The sequence below is a fragment of the Microbacterium sp. CFBP9023 genome (assembly GCF_034045055.1).
GTDB lineage: Bacteria > Actinomycetota > Actinomycetes > Actinomycetales > Microbacteriaceae > Microbacterium.
Window position 1 is genome coordinate 51,748 of the sequence record NZ_JAXCWI010000004.1, and the last position, 26,086, is coordinate 77,833.

The 26,086-nt window shown below is 65.6% G+C and carries 19 protein-coding genes; 11 read left to right on the top strand and 8 right to left on the bottom strand.

Going from position 1 to position 26,086, the window contains the following annotated elements; all coding sequences use genetic code 11:
* Window positions 1-4 precede the first annotated feature (4 nt).
* Window positions 5-2,230, bottom strand: a complete 2,226-nt coding sequence (locus tag SOM10_RS17770; RefSeq protein ID WP_320491419.1) for a glycosyltransferase — start codon at window positions 2,228-2,230, stop codon at window positions 5-7.
* Window positions 2,231-2,360: 130 nt separating this feature from the next.
* On the opposite strand from SOM10_RS17770, the gene SOM10_RS17775 reads away from it, so the two are divergent.
* From SOM10_RS17775 to SOM10_RS17805, 7 genes are all read left to right on the top strand, one after another.
* The gene (locus tag SOM10_RS17775) at window positions 2,361-3,341 is read left to right on the top strand and encodes a glycosyltransferase family 2 protein (RefSeq protein WP_320491421.1); all 981 of its coding nucleotides are present in this window, start codon (window positions 2,361-2,363) and stop codon (window positions 3,339-3,341) included.
* A gap of 63 nt (window positions 3,342-3,404) precedes the next feature.
* Window positions 3,405-4,133, top strand: a complete 729-nt coding sequence (locus SOM10_RS17780) for a CDP-alcohol phosphatidyltransferase family protein (protein ID WP_320491422.1) — start codon at window positions 3,405-3,407, stop codon at window positions 4,131-4,133.
* Window position 4,134: 1 nt separating this feature from the next.
* Window positions 4,135-5,130 (top strand): glycosyltransferase family 2 protein, encoded by a 996-nt coding sequence (locus SOM10_RS17785; RefSeq protein WP_320491424.1) that lies wholly within the window; start codon window positions 4,135-4,137, stop codon window positions 5,128-5,130.
* Window positions 5,127-5,798, top strand: a complete 672-nt coding sequence (locus SOM10_RS17790; RefSeq protein ID WP_320491426.1) for a hypothetical protein — start codon at window positions 5,127-5,129, stop codon at window positions 5,796-5,798. Before SOM10_RS17785 ends, SOM10_RS17790 begins: the two co-directional genes overlap by 4 nt.
* Before the next feature lie 176 nt (window positions 5,799-5,974).
* On the top strand, window positions 5,975-9,637 hold the full coding sequence (locus SOM10_RS17795) for a PKD domain-containing protein (RefSeq protein WP_320491428.1): 3,663 nt from the start codon (window positions 5,975-5,977) through the stop codon (window positions 9,635-9,637).
* Window positions 9,638-9,663: 26 nt separating this feature from the next.
* On the top strand, window positions 9,664-10,752 hold the full coding sequence (locus SOM10_RS17800) for a glycosyltransferase (protein WP_320491429.1): 1,089 nt from the start codon (window positions 9,664-9,666) through the stop codon (window positions 10,750-10,752).
* A 236-nt stretch (window positions 10,753-10,988) separates the two neighbouring features.
* Window positions 10,989-12,074 carry an oligosaccharide flippase family protein gene (locus SOM10_RS17805; RefSeq protein ID WP_341850236.1) on the top strand — a complete coding sequence of 362 codons (1,086 nt, stop codon included), beginning with the start codon at window positions 10,989-10,991 and terminating at the stop codon, window positions 12,072-12,074.
* 24 nt (window positions 12,075-12,098) lie between these two features.
* On the opposite strand, the gene SOM10_RS17810 is transcribed toward SOM10_RS17805, so the two are convergent.
* The 4 genes from SOM10_RS17810 to SOM10_RS17825 all read right to left on the bottom strand — a co-directional run bounded on the left by SOM10_RS17810 (window position 12,099) and on the right by SOM10_RS17825 (window position 18,643).
* Entirely contained in the window at window positions 12,099-13,112 is a 1,014-nt protein-coding gene (locus SOM10_RS17810; RefSeq protein ID WP_320491431.1) for an acyltransferase family protein, read from the bottom strand.
* A complete protein-coding gene (locus tag SOM10_RS17815) occupies window positions 13,109-14,425 on the bottom strand; it encodes a hypothetical protein (RefSeq protein ID WP_320491433.1) in 1,317 nt (438 codons plus the stop codon). The genes SOM10_RS17810 and SOM10_RS17815 overlap by 4 nt, the downstream gene beginning before the upstream one ends.
* A gap of 137 nt (window positions 14,426-14,562) precedes the next feature.
* Window positions 14,563-16,995: a right-handed parallel beta-helix repeat-containing protein gene (locus tag SOM10_RS17820; RefSeq protein ID WP_320491435.1), complete on the bottom strand. Its 2,433-nt coding sequence runs from the start codon at window positions 16,993-16,995 to the stop codon at window positions 14,563-14,565.
* Window positions 16,996-17,242: 247 nt separating this feature from the next.
* Complete coding sequence (locus SOM10_RS17825) at window positions 17,243-18,643, bottom strand: polysaccharide biosynthesis tyrosine autokinase (protein ID WP_320491436.1); 1,401 nt, start codon at window positions 18,641-18,643, stop codon at window positions 17,243-17,245.
* 74 nt (window positions 18,644-18,717) lie between these two features.
* On the opposite strand from SOM10_RS17825, the gene SOM10_RS17830 reads away from it, so the two are divergent.
* Window positions 18,718-19,335: a hypothetical protein gene (locus SOM10_RS17830; RefSeq protein WP_320491438.1), complete on the top strand. Its 618-nt coding sequence runs from the start codon at window positions 18,718-18,720 to the stop codon at window positions 19,333-19,335.
* 24 nt (window positions 19,336-19,359) lie between these two features.
* Here the strand turns inward: SOM10_RS17830 and SOM10_RS17835 are convergent, their stop codons facing one another.
* From SOM10_RS17835 to SOM10_RS17845, 3 genes are read right to left on the bottom strand one after another with little or no spacing between them, the layout of a single operon-like run.
* Window positions 19,360-20,526 carry a glycosyltransferase gene (locus SOM10_RS17835; RefSeq protein ID WP_320491439.1) on the bottom strand — a complete coding sequence of 389 codons (1,167 nt, stop codon included), beginning with the start codon at window positions 20,524-20,526 and terminating at the stop codon, window positions 19,360-19,362.
* Window positions 20,523-21,722, bottom strand: coding sequence for a DUF1972 domain-containing protein (locus tag SOM10_RS17840; RefSeq protein ID WP_320491440.1), 1,200 nt, complete (start codon window positions 21,720-21,722; stop codon window positions 20,523-20,525). The genes SOM10_RS17835 and SOM10_RS17840 overlap by 4 nt, the downstream gene beginning before the upstream one ends.
* A gap of 4 nt (window positions 21,723-21,726) precedes the next feature.
* Window positions 21,727-23,259 (bottom strand): sugar transferase, encoded by a 1,533-nt coding sequence (locus tag SOM10_RS17845; protein ID WP_320491441.1) that lies wholly within the window; start codon window positions 23,257-23,259, stop codon window positions 21,727-21,729.
* Between the two features lie 347 nt (window positions 23,260-23,606).
* On the opposite strand from SOM10_RS17845, the gene SOM10_RS17850 reads away from it, so the two are divergent.
* From SOM10_RS17850 to SOM10_RS17860, 3 genes are all read left to right on the top strand, one after another.
* Window positions 23,607-24,737: a low temperature requirement protein A gene (locus SOM10_RS17850; protein WP_056276717.1), complete on the top strand. Its 1,131-nt coding sequence runs from the start codon at window positions 23,607-23,609 to the stop codon at window positions 24,735-24,737.
* An 89-nt stretch (window positions 24,738-24,826) separates the two neighbouring features.
* Complete coding sequence (locus tag SOM10_RS17855) at window positions 24,827-25,798, top strand: intradiol ring-cleavage dioxygenase (protein ID WP_320491443.1); 972 nt, start codon at window positions 24,827-24,829, stop codon at window positions 25,796-25,798.
* Window positions 25,799-25,840: 42 nt separating this feature from the next.
* Window positions 25,841-26,083 carry a twin-arginine translocase TatA/TatE family subunit gene (locus tag SOM10_RS17860; RefSeq protein WP_056276723.1) on the top strand — a complete coding sequence of 81 codons (243 nt, stop codon included), beginning with the start codon at window positions 25,841-25,843 and terminating at the stop codon, window positions 26,081-26,083.
* The last annotated feature ends 3 nt before the right edge of the window (window positions 26,084-26,086 follow it).

A 26,086-nucleotide genomic window follows, 5' to 3' on the forward strand; every position in this document is an offset into this window, starting at 1 on the left:
CGTCCTACTGGGTCGAGCCGTGGGCGAGGGTGATGGCGCGGCGGAAGGCAGCGAGGTGTTTGTCGCGGGAGACAGACCATTCGCGTGCGGAGAGATCGGGTCGCGATGTGCGTGCCACGGCAGACCGGGACGCGTTGCTCAAGGTCTGTGTGGTCAGAGCGCCGTCGAACACCAGCACCCATCCGGGACCTACCTCTGCGGCCAGCGCCCGGTTGACCTCGTTGTCCGGCACAAGCACGGGGCGGTCTACGGAGAGCGCAGCGAGTGCGGTCCCGCTGTTGTGCATGTGGCGGTACGGCAGGACGATGAGCTCCGCATCGGTCATCGCGCGGACGAGTTCCTCCTCATCGAGGAATCGAGGATCCATTGTCACCCGGGGGTCTCCCGCTGCGGCCTCCTGCAGAGCCTCGACGAGGTCGTCGGTCGAAGGCTTGCCGGCGACATGAAGAGACGCGCTCGGATCGTCGATGCGCCTGAAGGCACTAACCAGGTCCTCGACACCTTTGTAACGACGGATCAGGCCGACGTACCCGATGCGCCCTGGGATCGCCGCGCCGCCGGCAAACGGGGCGAACCAGTCACGATAGTGACCATGCTCGATCGTTGTCCCTGGGATGCCCTCGCGAGGTGGAGTCTGCTCATTCAGCCGGATATCCAACGTCGTCAGGCGATCGATCCGATCCAGGACGCGATGGTCGAAGGCGTTGATATTCGACGGCCGCTCGAGGTTGTGCACCGTGCGGACGAGGGGCACGCGGGTGAGTTGCCAGCGCAGCAGGAGCAGCGAGGTCACCGTGCGTCGCACGGTCCGACCGCGCCAATTGTGGCCACCGACGAGCAGTTCGGGCCAGTGTAGGTGCACGACGTCGTATCGACCAAACAGCGCGGATCGGGGGCTGTACGGGATGACGTCCGCCCGCTCGTTTAGTGAGTTGAACAGCTGCGTGATGTAGGGGTTCGTCGTGCTCTTGGGGCGTCGATACGACGCGAGGATGCGCATCCGACGGCTGTCACGAGGGGACATCGGCGGGAATTTCTGAGACGCGATAGCGCGCCCGTACCACTCCGAGACGAGGCTGGGAAGACGGGAGATCGACCAGCGATCGGTCGGCTTGCCGCCCTCCGCGGCCGCCTCGCGGAGTTTCGCGGCGATGTTGCCCACAACATCGCCTTCAAGCGACGCGACGTGTCCGTTGGTGCCGGCCAACGCTGGCGGACCGCCGAGAGGGAGGCACACCACGGGGCAGCCGATGGTGCTGGCCTCGGCGACGACCCACCCCGCCTGATCGCGCATCGACGGGAAGAGGAAGACCTCTGCGCGAGCGATGGCGTCTAACACCTCGTCGCGTGGCCGATGACCGAGAAAGCGGACGCGGTCGTCGAGGCCGAGACGGTGCACGCGGGCGCGGAGCCGCTTCTCTTCGTAGCCGTCACCGTACAGGTCGAGCGTCCAGTCATCGGTGCGTCCTATCGCATCTATCGCCATCGCCGCACCCTTGAGGGCGATGAGGCGGCCGGCGAAGACCGCCCGCCGCGGTGTGATGTCGTCGGCCCGCGGGGGCAGCTCGTCGAGGGTTGCGTTCGGTTCGACGACGGCGGTCGACAGCCGAGCGAAGTGGTCAGCGCCTTGCTGATTCTGGGCGATCACGAGTGCTGCGTGACGCGCGACCCGATCGCCGACGAAGCGTCGCACGACCGCCGTGAACGATCCGCGCACGACCTCCGTCGCCGTCCCGCGCAATCCCAGCCAGCGGGAGAGCCTCAGCGCGGGGGGAGTGCTCGCACCACCTACCGGACCCCAGACTAGCGGAACGCCGGTGAGCGTCGTGAGACCGCACGGCATCCAGTCGTTCGCAAAGGACACGTGGTGGGCGACATCGAAGCGGATCTCCCGATGCAACCGTTGAGCCGTGCGCCCCAGAGCGCGCTGCCACGCGGCGTAATACCAGTAGAGGTCCCACGAGTGCCGCTTGAACCGCATGACCTTCGGAGACAGGTCGAGGTAGGTCACCTGCAGCCGCTCGGCGAGAGCGGGGTCATCCGCAAAGGCGGTCTCGATGGCGTCGCGGAATCGGTGCCGGGTAATCACCCACACGTCGTGGTCACGGGTCGCAGCGCGAGCGAGCTCCCAGCCGGCGCGGGCCTCAGGCTCGGACACGGGGCCGCAGGCGTAGCCGCCGATGACAACGCGGGGGCGCCGCGGCGCATCCGAACGAACTTCCGAATCCATCCCGCTCCCCTACGTCTGTGCTCTGGGCTCACCGACTCCCCAGGCGTACGAACCTGTTGAATACTAAGTCATACAGGATTGTCTGCGAGAGCCGCTCGCTCGCGCGCGGCACCGGATGGGGAGGAATCGGATGGGGAACGGCGCCGCACGCGACGAAGACGAGGTGTCTCTCGCTCTCTGCATCCCTACCTTTCGGAGGCAACGCGATCTCGCCCGACTCCTCGACGCGCTTCCGGCGGTCGTCGACGTGGCCAGGACGGACGGACGGCTCGGCGAAATCGCGGTGATCGTGGTGGACAACGACTCGACGGCGAGCGCCCAGCAGACGGCGCGATCGTCGACAATGGCTGTGCGCTACGTCGTCGAACCCGAGCGTGGAGTGGTCGCCGTGCGCAATCGCGCGCTCGACGAGGCGAAGGGACACGACATCGTCGTCTTCATCGACGACGATGAGACCCCTGCCGACGCGCACTGGCTCGCCCACCTCCTCGCCGCGCGCAGGGAATTCGACGCGACCGTAGTGGCGGGTCCTGTGCGCACCGTCGCGGAGGAATCGCTCGATCCCTGGATCGTCGCCGGTGGATTCTTCGCAAGGACTCACCGGACCGGCCTCATCACCGGACACCGCATCGCCCGAGCGGCCACGAATAACCTGCTCCTCGATCTCCGGTTCGTCGAAAGAACCGGCATCCGGTTCGATCCGCGGTTCGGTCGCACCGGCGGAGAGGACTCGCTCTTCACCTCGCAGCTCCACGCCGCGGGGGCGCAAATGGTCTGGTGCGCAGAGGCGGTCGTGCTCGACCACCTTCCGGTCGAGCGCCGAACCCGCGCGCACGCGCTCGAACGCGCGCGGGGAATGGCCAACGCGGGGGTGCGGGTGGCGCTCGCGCTGGCAGGCTCCCCTACAGAGAGGGCCGTGGTCAGAGCGAGGGCCATCAGCGCGGGCTCGCTGCGGTGGATCGGGGGAGTCGCGCGCGGCGCCATGGGCGCCGTCACGAGGTCTGATGCACTCGGTGCCACCGGTGCGAGGGAGCGCGCGCGCGGACGGGGCGGATTCTCGGGTGCGTGGAATCGCACTCGAGACCTATACGGTGGGGGCGGGATCCGATAGAGCCGGGGTTCGGCACGGATGCGGAGATCGAGAGATACCGCGGACACAGGGAGCGTGGGGCGGATGCAGTGGCAGACGGTGAGTTATCGCGAGGCTTTCGCGACTCTGAAGTCAGCGCAGAAGGGCCACGCGAGGGGCGCGCCGGCGTACTCCGTGTACGTCAATCGCCGCATCGGCCGCGTCTTCGCCGCCTTCGCGTACATACGTGGGTGGACGCCGAACCGGGTGACCGCAATCAGCGCCGTGCACACGTTCGCCGGGATCGCTTTGATTGTCGCCCTGCCGCCGTCCTGGTGGTCCGGCCTCTTGATCGCGGCACTTCTGCTCTGCGGATACGCGTGGGACTCTGCCGACGGCCAGGTTGCCCGCCTGCGCGGCGGAGGCAGCGCCGCGGGGGAGTGGCTCGACCACTTCGTCGATGCGACCAAGCTCTCCGTGCTCCACCTCGGTGTGCTCGTCGGGCTGTGGATGCACACCCCGCTGCGCGACACCGCCTGGCTGCTTGTGCCGCTCGCGTTCTCGGCGATCTCCACGGTCACGTTCTTCGGCATGCTGTTGAACGATCTGCTCAAGACATCGCGCAACGCGGCATCCACGCACTCGCGCGGCGGAGGCACGCTTCTGCGCTCGACAATTCTGCTGCCCACGGACTTCGGCATCGTTTGTCTGGTGTTCGTGCTCTGGGGCTGGACCACAGGATTCATCGTCGTCTATGCGCTCCTCACCGCAGCCGCCCTGGCGTTTCTCGCCCTTGCCTCCGTCCGCTGGTTTAGAGAGATGAAGACCCTCTGACATGGCCGTGCCCCTGGCGATAGTCGTCGTCAACTACGCCTCATCGGCTCTGTTGGCGCAGAACCTGGCACGCACTGTCGACGACGTGAGGCCGGCGCACGTCATCGTCGTCGACAACATGTCGTCCGCAGCCGAACGAGCCACGGTCCGGGCCCTCGCAGACGCGGCGGGATGGACCGTGGTGGAGACGGAGGCGAACCTCGGCTTCGGGGGCGGGATGAACCTGGGAGCGGCGCGTGCACTGGAGCTGGGTGCCAAGGACCTCCTGCTGCTCAATCCCGACGCCACCATCACCGCGGATGCGGTCCGTGCTCTGCAGGAGCGCGCCGAAGACTCGCGGATGGCTGCGCTCGCACCCCGTGTGCTCGACGGGTCGGGGAAGGTGTGGTTCGACGGAGCGGACCTCTACCTTTCGGACGGGAGGACGATGGGAGTGCGACGTCGCGGCGCGCGCCCCGGTGAACAGCGCTGGGAATGGCTGTCCGGGGCCTGCCTGCTCGTGCCCGACGAGCTCTGGCGCACGACAAAGGGTTTCGACGAGGACTATTTCCTGTACTGGGAGGACGTCGACTACTCGCGTCGGGTCGTCGCCGCTGGCGGAACGCTTCAGGTCGTGGGTGAGGCATCCGCCGTGCACGACGAGGGCGGCACACAGGGCCGAGGGCCGTTGGAGCGCGCGAAGTCCGAAACCTATTACTACTACAACATTCGGAACCGGTTGATGTTCGCGGTCAAGCACCTGGACGACGAGAGCGTGAAGCGGTGGCGGCGTGGTGCCTGGGCGTCGGCCCGGGAGGTTCTCCTCCGTGGCGGTCGCCGCCAGTTCCTTTGGCCGTGGAAACCGCTGCGCGCGGCTTATCGCGGGGTGAGAGACGGACGCCGACTGTCCGTAACGAATCGGCGCAGCCTGCATCCGCTCGGGCCGGAACACGACGGCCGCCGGTACAGTTCGAACAGCGACGTAACCGCGGTGGATGACGGGCAGGGAGAATCGTGACAGACGAAGAAAGTTCCCCGGGGCTGCCCGGGAGCCGTCGTTGGTGGTGGATCGGCGGCGCTGCGGCCCTGGCGATCGTCGTAATTAGCGCCGTCGGCATCGCGAACGGATGGGGCAGTGGGGCGCCCACGACCGAAGGGGACAGCCACCAGAACCCCACGGTGAGCGGATCGCCTTCCCCCGCGCCTTCGGGGTCGCCGTCGCCGGGGGAGTCGCCCACGGCTTCGCCCGAGGAGGAGGGCGACGACGTTCCTCCGGCAGTGGAGCCTCGCGTCACCGCGCCTCCCGTCGGCCTGGACCAGCCTGCGCAGCCCGCGGAGGGGGTGCGCGTCTCGCTCGCTTCCATCATCGCCATTTCGGGACAGGCATCCGTGCCGGGTGAGGTGGAAGGGCCCGCGCTCCAGGTCACAGTCGACGTCGCGAATCTGTCCGACGATGAGGCGCTCACCGACACGATGATCGTCAATGTTTACTACGGCCCCGAGCGCACGCCAGCGAACATCCTCGTCCGCCCGCGGAAGGACCTCCCGCTGCAGATCCCAGCGGGTGAGACGGCGGAAGGGGTATACGCCTTCAGCGTGCCCGAGGCTGCGCGCGGCCAGGTGGTTGTCGAAGTAGATCTTTCCGTCGACCTGCCGGTCGTGCTCTTCGAAGGCGCCGTCGCCTGAACTGCGATCGTTGCCCCGTCGAGGTCTCGGCGAGGCATCGCGCATCCGCCGATATATTTGCCCTTTACAAGAGGATCCCCTGGCCTTAGTATCAAGGAGCTACACCGTTGGGGAACGGTGAGCTTCTTACTGGGGATTGGCCGCTGAGCGGCCTCATGGCAATTGGGGATATGTCCATGCGTGCGAACACGCCGTTCTGGAAATCATTGGCAGCTGTGGTCGTCGCGACCTTCATCGGGACGCTGCTCGCAGTGGTCCCGGTCGCCGCGAACGCCGCCTCATGGGAGGATCAGCTTCCCAGAGAGGACTGGCCGGAGCCCGTGTCCGCCGACGCGCTGCCAACCGTGCAGATCGGCAACGGCGTCATCTGGAGCGTCGAGGTCTCGGGCAACACCGGCTTTGCGGTCGGCGAGTTCACCACGGCGCGGCCCGCAGGCGCGGCCCCCGGTGTCAGTGAGCAGCCCCGCGGCAACTTCCTGGCCTTCAACGTCGCCACGGGCGAGCTGCTCCCCTTCGCGCCCACCTTCAACGCGGCCGTCAAGGACGTGGCCGTCACGCCCGACGGCTCCAAGCTCGTCGTGGTCGGAAACTTCACTCAGGTGAGTGGGCAGACGCGCAACCGCATCGCGGTCTTCGACTTGGCCACCGGTCAACTCGCCCCGCTGTCGAAAACGCCCGATTTGAACGGGCCGGCCTCGTCGGTCGCCTTGACGAATACAATCGCCTACGTCGGTGGGTACTTTAGCGCCGTCAACGGCGAGAGCAGCGCGCGGCTCGGCGCGATCCGACTCACCAACGGCAACATCGTCGCCGGCTTCCGGACTCGCTTCAATGACGCAAACGGAGTTCGCCAGCCAACGATCCCTGACAACCAGGTGCTCGCGCTGACCGTGAACAACGAAGGCACGAAACTCATGGCGGCCGGAAACTTCACGCGAGCCGCCTTCGCGAACGGCGCGGGAGGCACGTCCTACACGACCTCGAACGGGCGTGACGGCAACTCGCAGGGCTACGGCATCGCGATGTTTGACACCGCGGACGGTTCGAAGGCGCTCACCCTCAATGCGAACAGCGCGGTGCGAAACGCTGGCGGCAACGCGTGGATCTTCTCTCTCACGTCCGACAGCGACTACGCGTACGGCACCGGCGGCCACTGGGGCTCTGCTGGCACCATCGAGGGTGCGTTCTCCATCGACTGGGCGAACGGCGACCTCAACTGGATCGAGGACTGCCACGGCGACAGCTATGACATCGCCTCAGTGGGCGAACTCGTCTACACTGCGTCACACAGCCACTACTGCGGTAACTCGGGCGGATTCTCGCAGGTCGACCAGGGTGGCTGGACGTTCTACCACTCCACGGCGTGGAGCAAGGAGATCGCGGGCACCAACACTGCCGACCCGTACGGCTACCCGGACCACCCCGGTACCGCGCACCCGCAGCTGACGTACTGGTTCCCGTACACGCCCTCGGGTACGTACACCGGTAAGAACCAGGCGGTCTGGTCGGTCGACGGCAACGAGCAGTACGTTGTCTACGGCGGCGAGTTCACCTCCGTGAACGGCGGGTCCCAGCAGGGCTTGGTCCGCTACACGGTGAAGTCGAACGCGCCGAACAAGCAGGGCCCCCGCCCGTCACAGGAGCAGGAACGTCAGGCACACGATAACGGCCAGACGTTTAGCGCATGGTGGGCCCCGAAGGTGAACTCCTCAATCCCCGGTGTCCTCCGGGCTTCGTTCCCGACGATTTTCGACCGTGACGACACGGATCTGACGTACCGCCTATACATCGATTCGGAGAACGCGGCAGGGCTCGTGAGGGAGTTCAAACTTGATACCCCGTTCTGGCAGTACCAGAACCTCACCGCCAGCATCACCGGTCTCGCCCCCGGCTCCGCACACCAGCTGCGAAGTGTGGTGAGCGACCCATACGGCAACACGTTCAAGTCCGACTGGGTAGGCGCGACCGTTGCGGCCGGTACCGCCTCGCCGTACCTGCAGAATGTGGCGGGCGATGACATCGCACATCTCTGGCGTCTCGGTGAGGACACCGGCGTCTCTGTTGACCTCGTCGGCGGATCGAATCTGAATCTCGCTGGGCGGATGACGCGCGGCGAGACCGGTGCGATCTCGGGCGACACGGACAAAGCGATCGCCTTCAACACGAGCAATTTCGCCGGCCAGAACAATGGCAACGCATACTCGACGGTGGCGGAACAGGGCTCGAACACGTTCACCGTCGAGGCCTGGTTCCGCACGACGTCGACGAGCGGCGGAAAGATCATCGGCTTCGGCAACTCGCAGACCGGTAACTCGGGTTCGTACGACCGTCAGGTGTACATGAACAACTCGGGCCAGATCTACTTCGGCGTGTATCCGGGTGACACGCGCACCGTCAACACCTCTCAGTCATACCGGGACGGGGAGTGGCACCACGTTGTCGCGAGTCTCGGTTCGGACGGCATGAAGCTCTACGTCGATGGCGATCTGAAGGACCAGCGGGCAGATACGACTTCCGGGCAGTCCTATCAGGGCTACTGGAGGGTCGGAAACGATAACTTGGGTGGATGGCCGGGCGCTCCGTCGAGCGTGCAGTTTGAAGGCTCTCTTGATGAGGTGGCCGTCTACAACGAGGTGCTGTCGGCGGCGCGGGTCTCCTCGCACTACAGCGTGGGTACGACCGGTTCGCTGCCGAACTCTGCTCCGACGGCGGCGATCGATGCACCCGTGGTGACCGGTCTCGACGTAGCGTTCAACGGCGGAGGCACGGACAGCGACGGCACTATCGCGTCGTACAGCTGGGACTTCGGCGACGGCACGTCCGGGACCGGAGCCGCCGTCTCGAAGACGTACACCACCGCCGGAACGTACACAGTGAAGCTCACGGTGACAGACGACGACGGGGCCACGGCGCAGGCCACCTCCGAGGTGACCGTCGCACCCATCCCGAATCAGGCGCCGACGGCGCAGTTCTCGTCGCCCGCGATCGACTCGCTGTCCATCGCGGTAGACGGCAGCACTTCGACGGATCCCGACGGGACGATCGCGGGCTACGCCTGGAACTTCGGTGACGGCGCAACCGCCTCGACGGCGACGGCCGCACACACGTATGCGGCGGCCGGCACCTACACCGTGACCCTGACGGTGACGGACGACGACGGAGCGACGGCGGAGAAGACGGCTCAGGTCACAGTGGCGAAGGCAGTCGTTGGACTCATCGCCTCCGACACCTTCGACCGGACCGTGGCGAACGCCTGGGGCACGGCGGATCTTGGCGGGGCGTGGACGCTTCGCGGAACCGCCAGCCGGTTCTCTGTCACGGGCGGGCTCGGCAAGATCGCTCTTCCCGCATCCGCGGCGAACACCCTGTATGCCGATCTCAATGGAGTCAGCAGCGCGAACACCAGGGTCGACGCTGTGTTCAGCGTGGACTCGTTGGTAGAGGGACAGTACGTCGCGGTCACTGGACGACGGGTTGGCACGACGAACTACATCGCCCGACTGAGGCTGCAGGCGGACGGCGGGGTCAAACTGTATCTCCTCCAGGACGGCGCGACCGCGATCGCTCCGACGCTCCAGGTACCGATCACCATCGTGCCCGGCGAGAAGTATGTCCTGAGCATGGAGGTCACGGGCACTAACCCGACAACCATCAAGGCGAAGGTGTGGAAGCAGTCCGAGGCCGAACCGGCAGCGTGGCAGCGCGAGGGCACCAACGCTCTCGCCGCACTGCAGGTGCCCGGAGCGGTGTCGGTGTTCACCTACCTCCCCAGCACGCCGACCGGCGGTGGAGTATCGTTCGATGCGATCACCGTCAAGGACCCAACCGCAGCGCAGTGACGACCGAAGGGCTCGAGAAGCAGGCCATGCGACCTGTCACACATGTGCAACTGTATGACGTGGCTCGCACGGCCCACTTCGAGCGGATCGTGCGGTCAGATGCAGCGACCATCGTCCTCTATGCTGAACGTCGCTACGACTTCGACTCAGCCCTGGCGGCGCGGGTCGGAGCCCGTCGAGCGGGTGTCATGGGAGCCTTCTGGTTCACCCTGCGTCACGACATAGGAGTGCTCGAAGTGGCCGAGCCGCTCTTGGTGAGAGCGGCGCCACGATCGCTCGCTGCAATCTGGGGAGCCCGGCTTCGGTCCGGTATTCGTCAGACGGAACTCGCCGTAGTCACATACGCGATCGAAAACAAGGACCCACGGGACGGGATTCGGACTCTCCCGCTTCGGGCCCGGCTCAAGCTGCGGGCGCAGCATCTCTTGGTTCGGCCGCTGTGGGCGTCGCTCGATCGTGTGGCCTTCGGAACATCTCAGGCACAGGAGCTCTATTCGCGCCTTCTCGGCGGCCAGCGTGCAGATCAGCGTCTCTTCCCGGCTCTACCGGTGGCCGAGGACGGCGCCGCCGATGTGCAGGTGCGCGAACCGGTGGTGACCTTCCTCGGTGAGTTCTCCGAACGTAAGGGCTTCCCTCACCTGCTCAGGGCGTGGCCGTCGGTTAAGAAGGCGTGCCCGGAGGCACGTTTGGTTCTCATCGGCAAAGGCGAGGGCACCGCCGAGGCAAAGGAGCTGGCCGCTCGTGATCCTGCCGTGCGTGTGGAGATCAATCCGCCGCGAACACTGATCTTCGAGTCGCTGCGTGCGACAAAGGTGTTAGCCCTGCTCTCTCAGCCTCGGCCCCGGTGGCGCGAGCAGGTCGGCCTGCCGATCGTGGAGGCTCTCGGAAGCGGATGCCTCGTGGTCACGTCGTCGGAGTCCGGCCTCGCGCCTTGGCTTGAGGAACACGGACATGAGGTCGTCGAGGAACCGGCCGATGTCGAGCGCTTCAGTGTTGCGCTCATCGCATCGCTGACAAGCGGCCGCACGCCGGCCGAGGTGATCGCGGACCTTCCAACGAAGGATGGACGCGCCGAGGCCGAGCGCTGGATCGTCACCGCGAAGGTGGACGCATGAGCATGTGGCGCAACGTCGGATCTGCTGCGGTCGTGAAGGTCGCGGTCATGGGGATCACCGGCCTTGTCGGGCTCATAACGAGCCGGATGATCATCCAGAACTTCGGAATCGAGGCGTACGCGCAGTATGGTCTGCTGGCGAGTCTCCCGACTCTGCTGCCTTTCGCCGACCTCGGACTGGCCGCAGTCGTCATCAACGCCGTCGCGGCAACAGATGACCCTCGCAGTGATCCGAAGATGCGCCGTGCGCTGCTCAGCACCGTCCGGCTGCTGCTCGTCGCGGCCGCGGTTGTCGTGACCGTCGCCTTCCTGCTCACCCTTCTCGACGCGTGGCCGGTCATCCTCGGAGAGGGACTCATGCCCGAGGGCAACCTCGTGGCGGGCGCTTGCCTCGCGCTCTTCGGCATCAGCCTCCCGCTGACGCTCGGGCCACGCATCCTCATCGGGCTGGGGCGCAACACAACCCAGATTGCTACGCAGGTGATCACCGCTCCGCTCATCTTCGTTCTGATCGGCGCCTGCGTTATCTTCGGAGTGCAGGCCGATCAGTACCTCGCCGTTGCGGCCTACCTTGCTTCCACAGTGGTGGCGATAATCGCACTCGTGATCGCTGCGCGGCTGATATCGCCGCAGATGGGCACCCTCGCCCGGGAGGTGCTGCACGTGCGCAAAGCGCCGGGCGTCTCGGTGATCAACATGGCCTGGCCGATGCTCGTGCAGCTTCTCGCTCTGCCGATCGCGATGCAGACAGGGCGCATCATGGTCAGTCACCTTGGCGGCGTCTCCGAGCTGGCCGAATACAACCTTGGATATCAGATCTTCGGAATCGCGCTGCAGACTATCTCTGCAGCAGGTGTGGCGCTGTGGCCGATATTCGCTCGAGCGCGCGCGGCGGGTCGCGTCGAGAGCCCGTGGGTTCCCACCATCTGGTTCCTCGGCGGAGGTCTCGCGATCGCGGGATCGATGGCCGCGATCTCGCCCTGGTTGGCGTCGACGATCTCCGATGGTGCGCTTGAGCTGACATGGCCGCTGATCATCACCTTCGTCGTATTCGTGACGCTTCAGTCGGCAAAGTACCCGGTCGGAATGTACATGACCGATCTCGCGGGCCTGCGCTTCCAGGTGCTGCCGACGATCATCATGATCCCGATCGCGCTGGGTGGGTCCTGGCTCCTAATCCCGACGCTCGGCGCCGCAGGCAATCTCATTGCAGTCTCGTTTGCGGTGGCTGTGTGCCAGGTCATTCCGAACCTGATTTACGTGCGCTTGGACGTGCGTCGTCGCCGGGCGATAGTCGCTCCGCAGCCGGCTCGGGTCTCGTGAGGCATCCGGCAAACTAGGAGCGACTCAACGTCGAGCAAACCAGCGCGGCTGCTCGTACGCGTATCGCAGCACGCGGTTCCGTGCGGCAGCTCGACTGAGAAGCAGCGACACCGCGATGGCGACCGCCGCGAGCACGGGCGGAAGCACAGCGCCGAGCGCCGCCAGGTCGGGAAGAGGTACTGTGCGTCCGAGCACCCAGACGACCACGAGGATGATTGTCGTGTGTGTGAGGTACACCGGCAGAGTGCGCGTGCCGAGAAATCTTGGTCCCGGCACGCCGGCCAGTACTCGGCTGACCGCAACCCCGGCGAAGACCCCGATCACGCAACACAGGAAATAGTAGCCGGGGAAGGACCGCAGTCCGAGTGCGCTCCCTCCGAGCGCGGCACCAATCCAGAGAACGAAGACAGATGTGAGGGCGACGGGTCGTGTGGAGCTGCTCCAGCGGATGATCCCGTCGCGCAGCAGAATTCCACTCAGGAAGAAGAAGAAGTACTTGGCACTGCCGATCCACCCCACGTTGCCGACCAAGAAGTCGGACAGCGCCACGATCGACAGGAGGCCGGTTGTGACGAGCTGGACGCCGACGGGGAGCCGTCGGATCAGCTTGGCGACCACGAAGAAGACGGCGAGTGCCCAGATGAACCACAGCTCGAATCGCGGCAGCAGTGGAGCCCAGAGCAGGTCCTTGAGCTGCCCGAGGTAGTTGCCCTCTTGGCCCTGGAGGTTCAGGCCCAGCATGAAGGAAAAGGTCGCGATGACGCTCCACACAGCGAATACCCATACAAACAACGAGACCTTGGACACCCACAGGTTGCGCCAACTGGCTCGCATCCATTTGACGGCGAACAGGCCGGACATCGTGAAGAACAGCGGAAGTCGGATCGATGCGACCGTCTCGTTGAAAAAATCCCATCCGGCGATTCCGAAGCCCGCCTCGCCGAGCCAGTTCGTGGAGTGGAACAGGACGACCAGTGCGATCGCCAAGCCGCGGCCGGCATCGACCCAGTCGATCCGTTGCTTCGCGGGGGCGTTCATAAGTCTGCTTTCGGTCGAGGGACGGCTCGGCCCGCGGGCCGCGGCGAGAGGACGTTCAGATCCGCTCGCGGCCGCGCGAAGAGGTAGCAGGCGTATCCGATGGCGAGCGACAGCGTTAGTGGCCAAAGGCGGAGCGCGGAATCGAAAGGACTGAATGGGATGTCCCAGAAGGCCCGGATGACGAGGTACACGAGAAGTGGCGTTAGCGCGCCAGCGACGTATCCGCGCTTGATCGCAGTGATCAGCAGCACGAGAACCGCCAGGATCATCGCTACGCCTGCCAGTCCGAACCATATCCAGAAATCGCCCGCCACCGAGTGGACTTCGATCCCGGTTCCGAACATGAAGCGCTCGACGTATCCGTTGTTCGGATCGTAACCGATACCCGCCATCCCAGACTTCGCGGCCAGGATATCGTCGTACGTCGCCTTGATTCCTGAGCCGAGTCCCCAAGGATACCGCTCGATGAGCGCGACGCTCGCGGCGACCTCAGGGCGCCCGCCGACGACCACGCTGCCACCACGGGCGATCTGCTCCGCTGTGCGTGTCTGAGTAACCTCGCCGAAGTAACCCTCGAGGATAGCTCCTTGGAGAAGCATCGCTATAAGGATGCCCGCGGCGGCGAGAGACAGCACACCCCCCCAACCGCGGGATCGCCGTGAGCCTGCGACGGAGAGACGCTGCCAGATGAGCACCACACCGGTCAGCAGCAGAAAGGCGGAATTTGATCGTGAGTCGTTGAGGAGTCCGATGATCGCGAGTCCACCGATGGCAGCCAGCGTCAGCATCAGTCGATCGGTCAGAGAACACAGTGCGAGGACAAACACCCCTAGCGGCACGGAGAGGGTGAACCGCCAGATGTTCGGGTCGTCGCTCACATTGAGAGGGATCGATGCCGCGAGCCCTGCGGCAAAGGCCACAGAGGTCTTCGCGAGCGAGGTGACCCGGTGGGACCAGACGAGGAAGCCGACAACGGCTGTCAGCTGGAGCAGGGCCACCGTCCGCGATGCGAGATCGTAGCTCAGTTGCGTGTGATCGATCGAGTTCACCATGGTGAGGATGGCGCCGGAAGTCACCGCGAGTATGGACAGAAGGCCGAGCACCCGTGCCCACGGCGTTCTCACCGCAGTGCCGAACCACAGCGGTGCGAGTACGAGAGCGACAGCTCCACCAGCCGTCAGCGAGAACTGTACATCGACGCGCATCGCGATGAGGGCGGTGACACCGAGTGCGATAGCCTGCGCTGCGGGGGAGCGGGCCTCGTTGCGAGGGGCCACTGTGAGCGGGAGTGCGGAGACAGGCGCAGAGGTCATAGACACCACCTCCCACCGCCCCAGCAGTCCCACGCGGCCTGCGTGACTACTGAAGCCTACCAACGGAGGTCGGAAGCACGCAGCGCGGGCATACCAAATTGCGTGTATGCCCGCGCTGCGTCTTGCATTGCTCGCGGTCAGCGCACGATCTGCCCGAGTGGCGCTCCAGTCACCTCGATCTGCGATGCGATAGTCGTCGGCAACGGCGAGGCGATGCTTGAGACAAGGCTGAGCGCAGACGCGGTGAGGGTCTGCGTCCCGGTTAGAGGTGAGGCGCCCTCGATCAGCTTCGACCGCTTGTCGCCGCCGGTGTGTGCCTGGAAGTCCGCGAGCGTCTTGAAGCTGCGGGTTCCGGCGGGTCCGTTCGCCCAGCAAGCGAAGTTCGCGGGCGCCGACGTGGTCGCGCGGTGGTAGAGGTTCGAATCCATCGTGATCTTGAAGTCGTTCCCATACCAGCGCTCGGTGATGTCCTGCGTCAGGATCGGGCACGATCCTGTCCCGTAGGAGATGACATTGTTCTTTACCGTGATGTTCTTGACCACCCACGGGATCCTGGTTGCCAGGGTAGGGTCTGTCTGCCGACGCTCGTCCTGCATGAACCACAGAGATCGGCTGTTGGCGGCGAACGAGTTGTTCCAAACTTGAACACTTCCGGCGTTGTAAATCATCAGCGCCGTGTGACCCGCATTGGTGAAGATGTTGTCAGCGATTAGAGCCTTTTCGCTCGCCTCGTATAGCAGTCCGTAGCGCCCGTTGCCGGAGATCGTGTTGCCGACGATGGTGGCGTTGTAGGCGGACATGTCAAACCAGAGGCCCGAGGACACGTTGTCCGAGAACGAGTTGTTATTGATCACGACATCGCTAGAAGCGGTGATCTTCATTCCTCCGGATACCGGGGCGGGCTTGAAGCGCTCGACGTTGTTGCCGTCGATCTTTGAGTTCTTGAGCGACAGGCGGTCGGCCTTATTCGCACCGATGCCCATGAGGCCGTTCTGAGTGACCGTCAAATTGCGAAACTGATGATCCGCAGCCCAGGCGTACAGGCCGATGCTCGCGTTCTGGGTGATGACCAGGTTCTCGAGGGTGATCCTCGGCATCTCAGCCGTGATCGCGCCCATCTGGCTCACGGTTGTTGCATACCCTCTTACGCCGAGACCGCGCACCGTCGATCCCGCACCGCCGATAGTGAGCGCTTTCTGTAGCGTGCTCGCTTGCACCGTCTTCCCGCTCGGATTCGAACCGAGGATGAGCTTCTTTTGCGCGGTATCTACGTAGAAAGTGCCAGCCTTCACCTGCGACGCGCTGCCCACCTGGCGCTGCGCCACACCGTTGATCCAGACCTGGTCGGGGTAGCCGGCGTAGGGGTTGGTGGAGTCCGTCCAGCGGGAGGTCTCGTCGGAGCCCTTGCTGAACGACACGCGACGGTCGAAGTTGTGGTTCCAACCGTTCACGGCCCAGGTGGAGCCCGACTGCTGCCAGCCGGTGACCTTCGAGGTGCCGTCGAGCCAGACGGCTTCGCCTGGATACGACTGAACCGTGAGTTTCTTGCCGATGGGGATGGTCACGGTCTCGTGATAGGAGCCAGCGCGCAGCACGAGTGTCGCCCCGGCCGGCGCCTTCGAGACTGCATAGGCCAGGCTGCCGTACGGCGACTGGGATGTACCGCTACCTGAGTTCGTGCCCTTGGCGGAGACAAAGAGTGCTCCCGACGGCACGGCGTACTTGGTGGATCCGACGGCGGCCGAGCCGGCCACGCCGGATGGAGCGGGGGTCGTTGCGGGTGCTGTGGGTGCTGTGGGTGCTGTGGGTGCTGTGGGTGCTGTGGGTGCTGTTGGTACCGTGGGCTCGGTGGGCGGCGGAGTCGGCTGCGCCGGGGCTGCGTGACTCGCACTGAAGTCATCCACCATCAGATCGAGGGCCTGAGTGCTCGAGGACAGGTATGCGCCGACTCCTGCAGCGCCAGCCCGGCCGATACGCTCCGGTGAGCGGTCCTTGTGCGTCAGCTGCCAGGCGGGCGCGGTCGTGCCAGCCTTCCAGACGCGCGCGGCGAGGGACACTTCGGCGTCGCCTGTCGCGGAGAACTCGATTGTGAATCGGTCGGCCGCAGTGATGTCGCGCAGCAGTATCGTGTCGGTGACGAGCACGGACTCCCGCGACGTGCTTCCGTCGTAGCGGCTTATCGTCACTGCGACGCGATTGGACGACGTGATTCGTGCTCGGGCCTGGTACGAGTGTCCGTCGGCGGCGCGAAGTACCGCGGACGCCGTCGCACCATTCCCGCTCTTCGGCAGCTCGGATAACCAGAATGAGAACTTAACCGAAGAGTCGAGCTCGAGTGCCGTCGCGAGCGTGTTGACAGCGAAGGTCGAGGGCTTGAGCCGGAAGACGCCTGCGCCAGCCGCCGATGCGAGCACCGGCGGGTTGATACTCGACCAAGCTCCGCCGCTGGGCGCGGTGCCCCAGCCGGCGGCGTTCGTCCGCTCGAAGTGATCTTCGGCGTACGTGCCGGTCTCCGCGCCGGATGCAGCAGCGGGGGCCGCCATTCCGGCGATCATGACGGCGAAGGCCACGGTAGCGATTGTGGGAATTCGGGTAAAGCGTCGGGTGTGGGGTGTCGCATGGGTCGCGAAAGTCATAGATATCCTGAGCAGTTCCGTATCGGGGTCCCCCTGCCATCGCCGAAGGTAGCACCTTCTGCAGGACCGTTGCCTGAATGTAACCTCAGCAGAGCCTGTGCGCAAGCTGGAAGCGACCTTATTCGAGGCAGCGCGCTCGAACACCCCGTCGAGGATGTCAGGCCCCGTGATCGTCCGTTATCTACGTCGCGGTCGACCGATATCTACGGCGCTGCCGACCGCTGTCCGCGGGCGTCCGAGCGCCGTAGCTCCCGACTCCGTATCGGCTCACGCCGCGTCGGGGGACGCGCGTCAGAACAGCGCCGAGCACGTTCAACCCACCGACTGCGGCGGCGTTGACGACCTTCTCCAGGTTGTGCACCCTTGTCTTGTCATAAAGCACCGCCAGAAGCGCGCCATCGGCCTGGTTCCCCAGCCACGTGGCGTCCGTCACGGCGAGTAGGGGCGCGCAGTCGATGAGGATGAAGTCGAACTCGGCGCGAGCCTCTTCTAGTAGGTCGGTCATGCGCTGGCTAGTGAGCAGCTGGCTCGGATTGGGGGCATCCGCGCCGCTAGTCAGGACGCTGAGTCCTTCCGCGCCCCACTCCTGCGCGGCTTCGGCGAGCGTCGCTTCGCCAATCAGCACATTCGTGAGCCCTACGCCGCCGTCAAGCTGGGTGTAGTCGGCGAGCGAGGGGCTCCTGAGGTCGGCATCGATGAGGAGCACGCGTCGCGATGACTCGGCGATCATGACCCCGAGAGCGATCACGAGTGAACTCTTGGCCTCACCCGACGCAGCGGAGGTGATGACAACCGATTTAAGTCCGCCGTCCACCTTCAGGAAATTGAGATTGGCCGCCACGGCCCGCACGGATTCGGCCTCGATGCCTAAGCGGTCTTTCAAGACAGCGGCGGACAGTCGGGTGCCCCGTCGTGTCTCTACGACCTCGCCGAGGACGGGGATGCCGGTAAGCCTCTTTATATCGGCGCGGCTGCGGACTGTCTGCCACGCGAAAGCACGGAGGACGCTGAAGGCGATCCCGACCGCGAGCCCCCCCAAGAATCCGAGTAGGACGTAGTTCCGAGTGCTGGGCGCGAAGGGGAAGCGCGGCTCGTCGGAGTTCTGGATCACCGTGAGTCGGACGGTAGGTTGGCCGTCTGCCTGCGGCGCGACGTCCCTCGACACTACTGTTGCCAGGCTCTCCATCACCGCCTCGGTGATCTTCTCGGCAAGTTGGGCTGAACGACTGGTGGCGCTGACCTCGATGACTACCGAGTTGAGAGGCGACGCCGCCGTAATCGTGGACGCGAGTGCGCGAGGGGTCGTGTCGAGATCGAGTTCGTCGATAACCGGCTGCAGCACGAGCTCGGAGCGAGCTAGAAGCACGTAGGTGGCAACGAGGTTCTGAACGTATGCGCTTCCCTGGACGAGCTCCGACGTGCTGTCGCCGCGATCGCTTGTGACAAGGAGGGCTCCCGTCGATCGGTAGGTGTCGGGAGTGAGCTTCGCCAGGCCGTAGCCGCCCGCGGCGCCCAAGGCCGCCAGGACAACGATGACAAGCCAACTGCGAAGGATGGCTCGCGCGTAGTCACCGATCGTCATGTCCCCTCCAAGCGGGGCAACTAAGATTACCCCTGGTCCCCTGTCGAGAGTCTAGCCGAGTCGGAGTTGTCGCTGTGTCTGAAGGAGTGCGGGGCAGCCTGCTTGTCGTGTGCGCGGCCAATGTCTGCCGCTCACCCTTCGCCGCGTTCCTGCTTGGGCGGGAGCTCCCCGGTGCGGACGTCTCGAGCGCTGGCGTCACCGCGCGTGCTGGTGATCCGCTGTGCCGTTTCACGGAAGAACGGATCGCGGCCTTCGCGGGCAACGCGGATCTCTTGAAGGAGCACGTTGCCACCCGACTCGATGTGAACAGTGTCGACCGGGCTGATTTGATCCTCACCGCATCCGAGGCGGAGCGGTCCGCGGTCGCGATGCTCGCACCAGAGGCGCGGCCGAAGACCTTTACGTTGGTGGAGGCGGCTCACGGAGCACGTTCTGTCTCTCCGCTCGCTGTCGATACGTCATTCGGCGAGCTCGCCGTTCGTATGCACGCGCAGCGCGGACTGGTGGACCTTCCGGAGGCGCGGCGCCGTCACCGGTTTTCGCCGTTGCGCTCGAGCTACGGCATCGCGATCCCTGACGCGCACATCGGCGAAACGCGGAAGCACGACGAGGTCTACCGCGCCGTGACCGAGGCAGTGATGATGTTCGCTGGCGCCTGGGCCGGTGCGCGTCACGTCGAGACCTCCGACTGACAGACTCCGTTCGACGGTGGGGAGTCAGCGGCGGCTGGAGGTGCGCCGTTCGACACCGATGACTGCAGCTGCTATCTCGACACGGTAAGCGTCCGGAGCGTGACGGCGCAGTGCCTCGAGGCGGCTCTCTTCCACTCCCGCAACCACGGCATCCCACTGTGTTGCTAGGTCCTCCAGTGCTGACGCGATGGCGTCGGCGCTGTCTGCGGGGACCAGTCGAGAGGTCGAGTAGCCGCCTGCGGCTTCGCGGAGGCCGCTGCTGTTGCTTGCTACGACGGGACGCCTTGCGAGCACCCCCTCGACCGCGGTGTTCCCGAAGGGCTCGTCGACCCGCGACGGAACGACCAAGACGTCCGCTAAGGCCAGGAACGGCCAGATCTCGCTGTGAAAACCGGCGAACTCGACGTCGAGCCCCGCGGTCGCCGCCTTCGTGCGCAGCTCCCGCTCGTACCATTCGTAGCCGGTGAAGACCGCTCCGAGGAGCGTCAAGGTCACCTTTCGACCGCGCGCACGGAGCAGCGCGGCAGCGTCGACCAGAAGGTCCGGTCCCTTTCGTGGGGACAGCCTGCCGATATAGAGCACACGCAGCGCACCGTCGACGCTCACGCGAGGTGGAGTGGGGTCGGGGGGAGACGTGACGCCGTTGTACACCACGGTCGCTCGCTTCGCGAGAGCCGGCAGCGACGCTCGGATGGTCTCTAGGCTGAATTGGCTGTTGACGAGGGTCCGCGTTGACGCCAGATGCGGAAGGTAGAGCGCGCGGTTAATGAGTCGCTTGCCCGATGCCTCGGCCTCGTGCACGTGGCTCACGGCCTTCGTCCCACGCAGACGAGCAACGACCGGCCATTGCGGGGCGACGATTGTAGATACGTATACGACGTTCGGGCGGAGGCGTCCGATGAGGCGCCAGGCCGCGATGAAGCCCTTGATCGAATCGCGAACGAGAGTTGGGAGTCCACGCGGCGATAGCAGGGTCTTCCGCAGCACGAGCATCGGAATGACGACAACCTCCGCTCCTGCCTTCCGGAGCTCGTCATCGAGGAGGCCGCGGCTCGGCAGCGCCACGACTACGCGACGGTCGGCGGCGAGAAGCGCCCGCGCGCTCTCGAGCAGCATCCGATCGGACCCGAACATCTCGGCACCGGGATGAACCAGCAGGACTGTACGTCGTGTGGGGATCTCGGCGCTCATCGATGAGTCTGCTCGATGCTCGACGGCGATTCCCACTCATCCACCTGACGGCGCGCGTTGCGAGCGAGACGATGGATCGACGTCCCGTCAGCGATCGAGCGGGCCAGGGCCTCGTACGCGTCAGTGACGTCGTCCCACTTGAACGAGGCGCGAGCGCGGTTCCGCGCGGCATCGCCGCGACGGGTGGTTGTCTCAGAGTTCGCTTCGGCCTCCTCGAATGCTCGTGCGGCCTCGGCGGGGGAGGAGAAGAACCAACCCTGGTTGTCCAGCACCTCGCGGTTGAAGCCGACATCAAACGCGATCGTCGCCGTGCCTGCGCCCATGGCCCGCAGGAGTGAAGGATTCGTGCCGCCGACAGAATGACCGTGGTCGTACGTGAGGGCATGGAAGTACAGGGCGTCGAGGAGTTCCTGGTCGTACACGCCGCCGACCAGACGGATGCGGTCGTCGCCGTGAGCTGCCTGCTGGATCTGCTCGGTGTACTCGTTGCTGTACGGGGCTGATCCGACGACGACGAGCGGGAGGGTCGCGTTGCTCCGGCGGAATCCCTCGACGATCTCGAGCACGTGGTTCTCGGGTTCGAAGCGTGCGACGACCAGGTGGTATCCGCCGGGGCGGAGGTCGAGCTCGTCGAGGCGGGCATCGGCTACCGAGTCGAGGATGGGAGCGCCGTAGCGGATCATCTCGGTCGGCACGTCGAACTGATGCGTGTAGTAGTCGGCGATCCCCGGGGCATCCGCGATCAGCGCATCGCTCGTGCGCACGCCGAACTGCTCCGCCCATCGGTAGTACGCCTTGCCGCGCGGGCCCCACTTGGATCGCCGCCACTCGAGGCCGTCCATGTGGAGGGCGGTGGGTACGCGCCGCAGGCGGAACAGGGGGACGAACGGTGAGTTGGCGGCATTGAACACGAACGCCGCGTCGGGACGCCTCCGGAAGATCAAGTGGAGCGCCGAGAAACCGGTGTGGCTCAAAGTCTCGACCTGCTTCACCGGGATGGCGGGAAGGTGGACCACGCGCATTCCGAGGTACTCCTTCTCGCGGCTCTGCGAACCCCGGGTGTACACCACGACGTCGTGACCTCGGTCTGCGAGCCGTCGACCGACCTCTTCGACAGCCGTCTCGAATCCGCCGTAGGCCGCGGGCACCCCCCGTGTCCCCACCATCGCAATGGTGAGGGCATTTCCCTTGATCATGTACTCAGTATGCTCCGCTGGGCTGGACCATGACCTTGGCGGTGCGCCACATGATCTGCAGGTCGTTCATGACCGACCAGTTCTCGACGTACCGCAGGTCGAGGCGAACGCTCTCGTCCCACGAGAGATCGCTGCGCCCGGAGACCTGCCACAGGCCCGTGATGCCCGGCTTGATGTAGAGCCGACGGAACACGGTGCCGTCGTAGGCAGTGACCTCGGTGGGCAGCGGCGGGCGCGGACCCACGACGCTCATGTCGCCGATGAGGACGTTCCAGAACTGCGGCAGCTCGTCGAGAGACAGCTTGCGCAGGATCCTGCCCACCCGCGTGACGCGGGGGTCGTCCTTCATCTTGAACAGCAGGCCCGCACCCTGGTTCTGCTCCTTGAGCGTCGCGAGCTGCTGCTCGGCGTCGGTCTTCATCGAGCGGAACTTCATGATCTTGAAGGTGCGACCGTCGCGACCGACGCGCTCCTGCGAGAAGAACAGCGGTCCGGGCGAGTCCAGCTTGACGAGGAGCGCGAGGATCGGCGTGATGAGCGCGATCGGGACGAGCGCGATGGATGCGACAGCGATGTCGAGTGCGCGCTTCAGCACGTGCTGACCGCCCTCGTATGAGGGGATCTGCACCTGGATGAGCGGAAGGCCTTCGACCGGCGAGAAGGAAATGCGCGGGCCGGCGACATCGGTGAGACGGCTCGAGAGCACGAGCTGAGCGGCGGTGCCCTCGAGCTGCCAGCTGAGGTGCTTCACGAAATCGGGCTCGCCGTCGGGACGGCTCGCGACGATGATCGTGTCGGCACCCAGCTCGGCAGCCACGGTGGAGACGGAGTTGACGTTGCCGAGCACCGGGTACTGCTCGCCGCGGGCTTCGACATCTCGCGCGTTACCGTCGAGCAGCGTCGCGCCCACCACCTGGTACCCGGAGGCGCCGATCGGGTGCAGGGTGCGGATGACGTACTCGACGTCGTCGCGGTTGCCGACGACGAGCGTGCGCGAGGCGAAACGACCTCGCGCACGCTGCGCCGTCAGCCAGTGCCGCCACGCCCAGCGCGTGACGAGCAGCGTGAGGACACCGAGCGGCAGGCCGACGAGCAGCACGAGCTGCATCGTCTGCCAGCCGAGCACGACGCTGAGCATGGCGATGATCCCGAACGCCAAACCACTCGCGTGTGCCACACCGCGGTACTCGGTGGCGCTGGCGCGGAACAGCGCTGCGTCACGGGTGTGCAGCGCGCCGAGCATCAGATACCAGAGCGTGGCCAGCAGAATGCCGTTGCGCAGGGCCTCTTCCCCTGCGACACCGCTCATCACCTGGAGCCCTGCTGTGATTCCGACCGCGAACAGGATGACCCCAGCATCCGTGATCCGCAGTCGCATCCGATAGCGCCGCTCCCACTGCCGGCGTCGCTCCAGCGTCGCGGACACGCGCGGTGTGACCACCGTGCGCGTGACCGACTTCGCGGCTCGCGGAGCAGAGACCGGCGTGAAGACCGAACCCGCGCGAGTGATGCTCACAGCATCCTCGACGGACGTCATGCCGAGGCTCCTTGAGCCGTGAATGTACGCAGAATTCCCCAGTGCGCCATATTTTTCCCCAGATATTCCCCAGACCACGGACCCCACGTCCATGGCATCGTCTGCGTTCCCGACCCCTCGGGTCCTGCTGCATCCGTGATCCCACATCACGGGTTGCGGTCACCGTCCCACACGGTGGTGCTGGCAGCAGGCGCTGCAGACTTCGATCACTCTAGCGGAAGGGAGCGTCGAGCGATAGGTAAATCTGGCGACTGGAGGAATCGATTTTGGTATGCCAAGTCGGAGCCCCGCCCCGATATTCTGACCGCGTGACCACCACTTCAGCGCCTCGATTCCATCTCAGCCGCATGCTGCCGAGGGATCCGGCTCAGCCTCATCGCACGGCCAGCACGCTCGAGCTGTTCTTCGATCTCGTCTTCGTCGTCGCGGTGAGCATCGCCTCCGCCCAGCTGCACCACGCGCTGAGCCACGGCGACTTCGTGCACGGAATCACCTCCTACGCGATGGTGTTCTTCGCGGTCTGGTGGGCGTGGATGAACTTCACCTGGTTCGCCACCTCCTTCGACACAGACGACTGGTTGTATCGCGTCACCACCATCATCCAGATGGGCGGGGTGCTCGTGCTCGCTGCCGGCATCCCTGCGGCGTTCGAGGAGGGGGACTTCACCGTCCCGGTGATCGGCTACATCGTCATGCGTGTGGCCATGATCGCGCAGTGGCTCCGGGCGTCCCGCGGTGCGGGAGATCTCAAGGCCGCCGCGCGTCGGTACGCCATCGGGATCGCCGGTGTGCAGGTGCTCTGGGTGCTCTTCCTGCTCATCCCGTCGGGCCCCCTCCAGCTCGTGGCCTTCGTGATCTTCGCTCTCGTCGAGGTCAGCGTGCCCGTGTTCGCCGAGCACCGCAGACAGACGCCCTGGCATCCGCATCACATCACCGAGCGCTACGGGCTGTTCACCCTGATCGTGCTCGGCGAGAGCCTCCTCGCCTCCGCCAATGCGATCATCGACGCGAAGAACGAACTCGACTCCTTCGTCCCTCTCATCTCGATCTCCGTGCTGACCCTGGTCGTGACCGCGTCTCTCTGGTGGATCTACTTCTGGGCGCCGCACCACAGGGCGATCACGACGTTCGGCCGCTCGCTCCGCTACGGGTACACGCACTATCTCGTCTTCGCCGCGGCCGCCGCCTTCTCGGCGGGCATCGAGGTCGAACTCGACGTCCTGATAGGGGAGAGCCATCTCTCCACCATCCAGGCGTCGTTCACCGTGACCATCCCGATCGCGATCTTCCTGCTCGGCGTCTGGTGGATCGCGATCCGCGAGAACGCCGACAGGGTGGTGAACACCGTCGTGCCGGTCGGTGCGGCTGTCGTCCTCCTCGACGCCGTGCTGCCCATCCCCGTCGCGGTCAGCGCCCTCGTTCTCGTGGTGATCGTGGTCGTCCTCGTCCTCCATCCGCCGGTGCGTCGAGAGCCATAGATTCTGCATAGACGCGGCATAGCTCGCTGATCGGCTCCTCCGTGACCATGGGTACATCGACACCCATCCACATCGAGAGGAGCACGATGATGAGCCGCATTCCCGAACCCGTACAGACCCCTGAGGGCCCGACCTACGAGGGGCGGCTGCTCGACCGTACCGATGAGGAGGTCGTGGATCAGGGCGCCGCCTTCGACATCCGCACCCTGGTGACGCGCCGCGGCATTCTCGGACTCGCCGGACTCGGGGTGGGCGCGATGGTGCTCGCCGCGTGCGCCCCGTCGGGCAGTGGCAGCACGAGCGAGTCGACATCGACGAGCGATACGGGGACGACGTCCGGATCGTCGACCGCGACAGCGGCCGGCGAGATACCCGACGAGACCGCAGGTCCCTACCCCGGAGACGGATCGAACGGACCGGACGTCCTCGAGGATTCGGGCATCGTGCGACAGGACATCACGACGTCGATCGACGGGTCGGCGACAGCCGACGGCATCCCGCTGACCTTCGAGTTCCAGGTGGTCGACCTCGCGAACGGCAGCGTCCCCTTCGAGGGCGTCGCGGTGTACGCATGGCACTGCACAGCTGAGGGGGAGTACTCGATGTACTCGTCGGGGCTCGAGGATGTCACCTACCTCCGAGGAGTGCAGGTGGCGGATGCCGAGGGGAAGGTCTCGTTCACGTCGATCTTCCCCGGCTGCTACTCGGGCCGCTGGCCGCACATCCACTTCGAGGTCTACCCCGACCTCGCCTCGATCACCGACTCGGCCAACGCCATCGCCACGTCCCAGCTGGCACTGCCCGAAGAGGTCTGCGCCACCGTCTACGCCGATTCCCGCTACCCGGGCTCGACGCAGAACCTGTCGCAGACGAGCCTCTCCGGCGACAACGTCTTCGGCGACGACTCCGGCGCCCTTCAGCTGGCCACTGTCACCGGCGGCGGCAGCGGATACACCGCGACGCTCATGGTCGGCGTCGACACGGCCACGACGCCCAGCGCAGGCTCCGCGCCGTCGGGCGGCGCGGGCGGCCCCGGTGGCGGCGAGCCGCCGTCCGACTGAACCCGAACCCCGACAACCCCTCCACGCGAAAGAACAGAGACCATGCTCCAGAACCTCACAGGGTGGCACGCCCTGATCATCCTCGCGATCGTCGTCCTCGTCTTCGGCGCCGCGAAGCTCCCCGCCCTCGCCAAGAGCGTCGGCCAGTCGATGCGCATCCTCAGATCGGAGGTCGCCGAGCCTTCGAACGAGGCACGGGTCGAGCCGACGCCGAGGGGCCGGGACCGTGTCGACGCTCGGGAGTCCGCAGACCTCCCGCAGCCCGTCCTGCGGCCCGCGGAGTAAACC

What these genes read in the sequence shown, in the direction of transcription:
- SOM10_RS17770 (WP_320491419.1), bottom strand. Translation starts at nt 2,230, where the DNA reads ATGGATTCGGAAGTTCGTTCGGATGCGCCGCGGCGCCCCCGCGTTGTC.
- SOM10_RS17775 (WP_320491421.1), top strand. Translation starts at nt 2,361, where the DNA reads ATGGGGAACGGCGCCGCACGCGACGAAGACGAGGTGTCTCTCGCTCTC.
- SOM10_RS17780 (WP_320491422.1), top strand. Translation starts at nt 3,405, where the DNA reads ATGCAGTGGCAGACGGTGAGTTATCGCGAGGCTTTCGCGACTCTGAAG.
- SOM10_RS17785 (WP_320491424.1), top strand. Translation starts at nt 4,135, where the DNA reads ATGGCCGTGCCCCTGGCGATAGTCGTCGTCAACTACGCCTCATCGGCT.
- SOM10_RS17795 (WP_320491428.1), top strand. Translation starts at nt 5,975, where the DNA reads ATGCGTGCGAACACGCCGTTCTGGAAATCATTGGCAGCTGTGGTCGTC.
- SOM10_RS17800 (WP_320491429.1), top strand. Translation starts at nt 9,664, where the DNA reads ATGCGACCTGTCACACATGTGCAACTGTATGACGTGGCTCGCACGGCC.
- SOM10_RS17805 (WP_341850236.1), top strand. Translation starts at nt 10,989, where the DNA reads ATGCGCCGTGCGCTGCTCAGCACCGTCCGGCTGCTGCTCGTCGCGGCC.
- SOM10_RS17810 (WP_320491431.1), bottom strand. Translation starts at nt 13,112, where the DNA reads ATGAACGCCCCCGCGAAGCAACGGATCGACTGGGTCGATGCCGGCCGC.
- SOM10_RS17815 (WP_320491433.1), bottom strand. Translation starts at nt 14,425, where the DNA reads ATGACCTCTGCGCCTGTCTCCGCACTCCCGCTCACAGTGGCCCCTCGC.
- SOM10_RS17825 (WP_320491436.1), bottom strand. Translation starts at nt 18,643, where the DNA reads ATGACGATCGGTGACTACGCGCGAGCCATCCTTCGCAGTTGGCTTGTC.
- SOM10_RS17835 (WP_320491439.1), bottom strand. Translation starts at nt 20,526, where the DNA reads ATGAGCGCCGAGATCCCCACACGACGTACAGTCCTGCTGGTTCATCCC.
- SOM10_RS17840 (WP_320491440.1), bottom strand. Translation starts at nt 21,722, where the DNA reads ATGATCAAGGGAAATGCCCTCACCATTGCGATGGTGGGGACACGGGGG.
- SOM10_RS17845 (WP_320491441.1), bottom strand. Translation starts at nt 23,259, where the DNA reads ATGACGTCCGTCGAGGATGCTGTGAGCATCACTCGCGCGGGTTCGGTC.
- SOM10_RS17850 (WP_056276717.1), top strand. Translation starts at nt 23,607, where the DNA reads ATGCTGCCGAGGGATCCGGCTCAGCCTCATCGCACGGCCAGCACGCTC.
- SOM10_RS17855 (WP_320491443.1), top strand. Translation starts at nt 24,827, where the DNA reads ATGAGCCGCATTCCCGAACCCGTACAGACCCCTGAGGGCCCGACCTAC.
- SOM10_RS17860 (WP_056276723.1), top strand. Translation starts at nt 25,841, where the DNA reads ATGCTCCAGAACCTCACAGGGTGGCACGCCCTGATCATCCTCGCGATC.